This window comes from Streptomyces sp. NPDC048196 (genome assembly GCF_040652715.1).
GTDB lineage: Bacteria > Actinomycetota > Actinomycetes > Streptomycetales > Streptomycetaceae > Streptomyces > Streptomyces siderophoricus.
Window position 1 is genome coordinate 1 of sequence record NZ_JBEZMM010000109.1, and the last position, 4,178, is coordinate 4,178.

At 68.6% G+C, this 4,178-nt stretch carries 1 protein-coding gene; it reads right to left on the reverse strand.

Annotation, left to right across the window (positions count from 1 at the left end):
* Window positions 1-4,123, reverse strand: a 4,123-nt coding sequence (locus AB0E02_RS39230) for a condensation domain-containing protein (protein WP_362149570.1), incomplete at its 3' end; no start/stop codon positions are given.
* Window positions 4,124-4,178: the final 55 nt, after the last annotated feature.

Consider the following 4,178-nt stretch of genomic DNA (forward strand, 5'->3'; position numbering starts at 1 on the left):
CCGCCTGCCCACTGCCCAGCGGAACGTCCGTGCCCGCACCCAGCCGCGTAAGCAACGCCGCCATCCCCGCCTGCAACACCATGAACACAGTCGCGTCGGCACGCCTCGCCCCTTCCGCAAGGCTCCGATGCACATTGGCATTGAGCTCGACCATCAGGCTGGCGCCCTGGTAGGAGGCCACCGCTGGCCGTGGCCGGTCGGTGGGAAGGCCCACCTGTTCTGGAAGGTTGGCCAATTGCTTCGTCCAGTACGCGACCTGCTGCGACAGCAGACTGTCCGGATCCGCCTCGTCACCCAGTAACTCCCGCTGCCACAGGGTGTAATCCGCGTACTGCACAGGCAGTTCCGCCCACACCGGACGCCGCCCGCCCGACCGGGCCGAATAGGCCTCGACGATGTCCCTGCCGAGCGGGCGCAGTGACCAGCCGTCAGTGGCAATGTGGTGCACCAGCACCATGAGGACGCACTCATCGCTACCGGTATCGCCGTCCGCGACGTCGAAAAGCCAGGCGCGGATCGGTATTTCCGAAGAGAGGGCAAAAGCGTAGCGCGCCGCCGTTTCCAGCGCCTGTGGCAGTTCCCCCTCGGTGACCGTTCGCGGCTCCCAACGCAGTTCCACCTCTTCCGGCTCGACAATCCGCTGCCGGGGCTCGGCACCCTGCTCGGGAAAGACCGTGCGCAGCGACTCGTGCCGGGTCACCACGTCCAGCAGCGCCGTCCGCAAGGCCCCCCGGTCCACGTCGCCGGACAGCCGCAGCGCCAAGGGCATGTTGTAGGACGCCGACGGGCCCTCCAGCTTGTGGGCGAACCACAGCCGTCGCTGGGCGAAGGACAGCGGGATACTCTCCGGGCGCGGCCTTGCCGCCAGTGCCGGGCGTTCGGGGACGCCGGTGTCCAACTGCACCGCCAGCCCCGCCACCGTGGGATCTTCGAACAGGTTTGCGATGGCGATTTCGACGCCGAGCACGCTCCTGATCCGCACCAGCAACCGGAGCGCCGACAGTGAATGGCCCCCGAGGTCGAAGAAGCTGTCATCGATGCCGACCTCGGGCAGGCCCAAGATGTCGGCGAACAGCCCGCACAGCGCCTCTTCCTGCGCAGTGCGCGGTGCTGCACGGCCTCCGCTCTCGGTCCCGGCGGCCCCGGCCTGGCCCGGCGCACTGCTTGAGGCCGAGGTCGTAGTCGGCTCGTCCATGTTCCTCGTCACGAGTCCGTACGACCCATCGCGGTGCCACCGCGCCGGCTTCCCGGTGCGGTACATCCGCTCACCGGGCTCGAAGGGGCAGGCCACGAAGCGTTCGGCGGACAGGCCTGGACGGCCCCAGTAACCACGGGCAAGGGTGGGACCGGCTATATACAGTTCCCCCGTCACGCCCGGCGGGAGCAGCCGCAGCTTCGCGTCGAGCACATACGCCCGCTCGTGGCTGAGGGCCTCTCGTTCGCCTTCTTCTCCTTCAGGCACCGGCCACGGTGCCAGAGCCGCCATGAGCAGGTGTGCTTCGGGCAACAGTCCCTCCCAGCCCCCTGAGCCGTCCTGGCCCGCGGGGCCGTCCCGGTCCACCAGCGACCGCAGCCTGGTGACGACCGCCCGGTGCGGGAGCGTGAGGCCCCCTGTCATCCCATGGGCGTCGTAGATCACATACGCGGGGTGCGCCGGGTCGGGACGCGGTCGTGGGTCGTCGTCCGGATAGTCGCTCCAGTCGCGGCGCAGCGTCTCCTCGTCCAGCACCAACACGGGTTGAGCCTCTGTGCGGGCGTACGAGGACCCTTCGGCCATACCTCCGGGACTCAGTGGCAGGCAGGCGCCACCGGCCTTGAGGACCGCCAGCACCGCGACCGCTCGTACCACGGATTCGGGCAGCAGGACCGCTACGGTCCGCTCCGGCCCCACACCCTGCTCGGTCAGGTAGTGCGCCAGCCGGTTTGCCTGAGAATTCAGCTCCCGGTAGGAGAGCGAGTCCTCGCCCGCGGTGACTGCCACCGCGTGCGGTGCCGACCGGACCCGCTCCTCGAACCACTCGGTCACCGAAGCCTCGGCCAGTCCCGGAGAGCCGCTTGTGATCCCCGGCAGGACGCGGTCCCGCTCGGTCTCGAGCAACACGTTCACGTCGTCAATCGACTGTCCCGGGTCCGCGATCATCTGTTCGAGCAGAAGCAGCCACCTGGTCACCAGCGACCGGATCGTGGAACGGTCGAACAGGTCGGTCGCGTACTCCAGCACGGCATCAATACCGGTCGGCGCGCCGGCGTCGTCGTGGCGTTCCAGCAACGACGCCAGCAGATCGAACTGCGCCATACCGGTGCTGACGAACTCCGCACGGGCTGTCAGTCCCGGCAACTCGAAGTGGGACTCCGGTGCGTTCTGCAGCACCAGCATCACCTGGAACAGGGGGTGATGTGCCGTGGAGCGCTGCGGATTCAGCGCTTCCACCAGGCTCTCGAAAGGGATGTCCTGGTGGGCGTAGGCTCCGATGCTCGTCTCCCGGACCCGAGCCAGCACTTCGGTGAAGCTCGGGGCACCGGAGGTGTCCGTCCGCAGGACGAGCGTATTGAGGAACAGCCCGACGAGGTCGTCCAGCGCGTCGTCCGTGCGGCCCGCGATCGGCGAGCCCAAAGGGATGTCCGTCCCCGCACCCAGCCGGGTCAGCAAAGCCGCCATGCTCGCTTGCAGGACCATGAAGACGGTCGTGCCCGAATCCCGGGCGAGCGCGGTCAGTCCTTGATGCAGCTCCGCGTCCAGGATGAAGGAGACGCTGGATCCCTCGTACGACCGTGTGGCGGGTCGGGGGCGATCGGTCGGTAGTTCCAAGCAAGTGGGCAGGTCTGCGAGTTGTTCGGCCCAGTAGCCGATCTGGCGGGCGAAGAGGCTGTCCGGGTCGGACGCCTCGCCCAGAAGGTCCCGCTGCCATAGCGTGTAGTCGGCGTACTGCACAGGCAGCTGCGTCCAGGCCGGTGCCCGGCCGGCAATCCGGGCACAGTAGGCGGCAGAGATGTCGCGCCCGAGCGGGCCCTGCGACCAGCCGTCACTCGCGACGTGGTGCAACAGCAGCAACAGGACGGATTCCTGTTCTGTTTCCGGGCTGCCGCTGTCCGCACAGCTGTGGGCGTTCTCGGCGAGGTCGAAGAACCATGCCCTGATCGGCGGCTCCGCCGATAGGTCGAACGTGTGACGCGCGGCGGTCGCCAAGGCATCGGGGAGTTCCGGCTCGGTCACCGTGCATACCGTCCACCCCAGGTCGATCCGGTCGGGGTCCAGGATGGCCTGCTCGGGGCCTTCGTCGGTCTCCGGGAACACCGTGCGCAGCGCTTCATGACGTCCGATCACGTCCAGCAGAGCCTCGTGCAACGCTCCCTGGTCCACCTCGCCGGTCAGCCGCAGTGCCAGCGGCACGTTGTAGGTCGCCGACGGGCCCTCCATCTCGTGCAGGAACCGCGCTCGCTGCTGGGCGAAGGACAACGGCACGCGTGGGGGTCGCGGCCGTGCCGTCAGTGCCGGGCGGGGCCGGTCTCCGGTGTCCAGCCGGTGTGACAGCGCCGCCACCGTCGGGGCGCCGAACACCATGGCTACGGACACCTCCAGTCCCAAGGCGCTACGGATCCGGTTCACCAGCCGGGTCACGAGCAGGGAGTGTCCGCCGAAGTCGAAGAAGTCGTCGTCGATTCCAATCCTGGGCATGCCCAGGATGTCGGCGAACAGTCCGCACAACACCTCTTCCCGCGGGCTGCGCGGAGCACGGCCGGCTCGGTTCGCGGCGGGGTCGGGGACGGGCAGGGCTTTGCGGTTCAGCTTGCCGTTCGGGGTGAGCGGCATCCGGTCCAGCACCAGCACGGCCGAGGGAACCATGAACCGCGGCAGGCTTCGTGCGACATGGGCACGCAGGTCGCCGGGGGTGAGTGCGGCGCCGTCCATAGGCACCACGTAGCCCACCAGCCGAGTGTCGCCCGGCATGTCGTCCCGAGCCACCACGACCGCCTGCGCCACCTGGGGGTGCGCGGCGAGTACGGCCCGGACCTCACCAGGCTCGATGCGGTGACCCCGTACCTTGACCTGTTCGTCCGCGCGGCCAACGAACTCCAGCTCAGCCCCGCGGTTCCAGCGCACCAGATCACCCGTGCGATACATCCGCACACCCGGCTCGAACGGACACGCCACAAACCGCTCAGCCGTCAGACCAGCA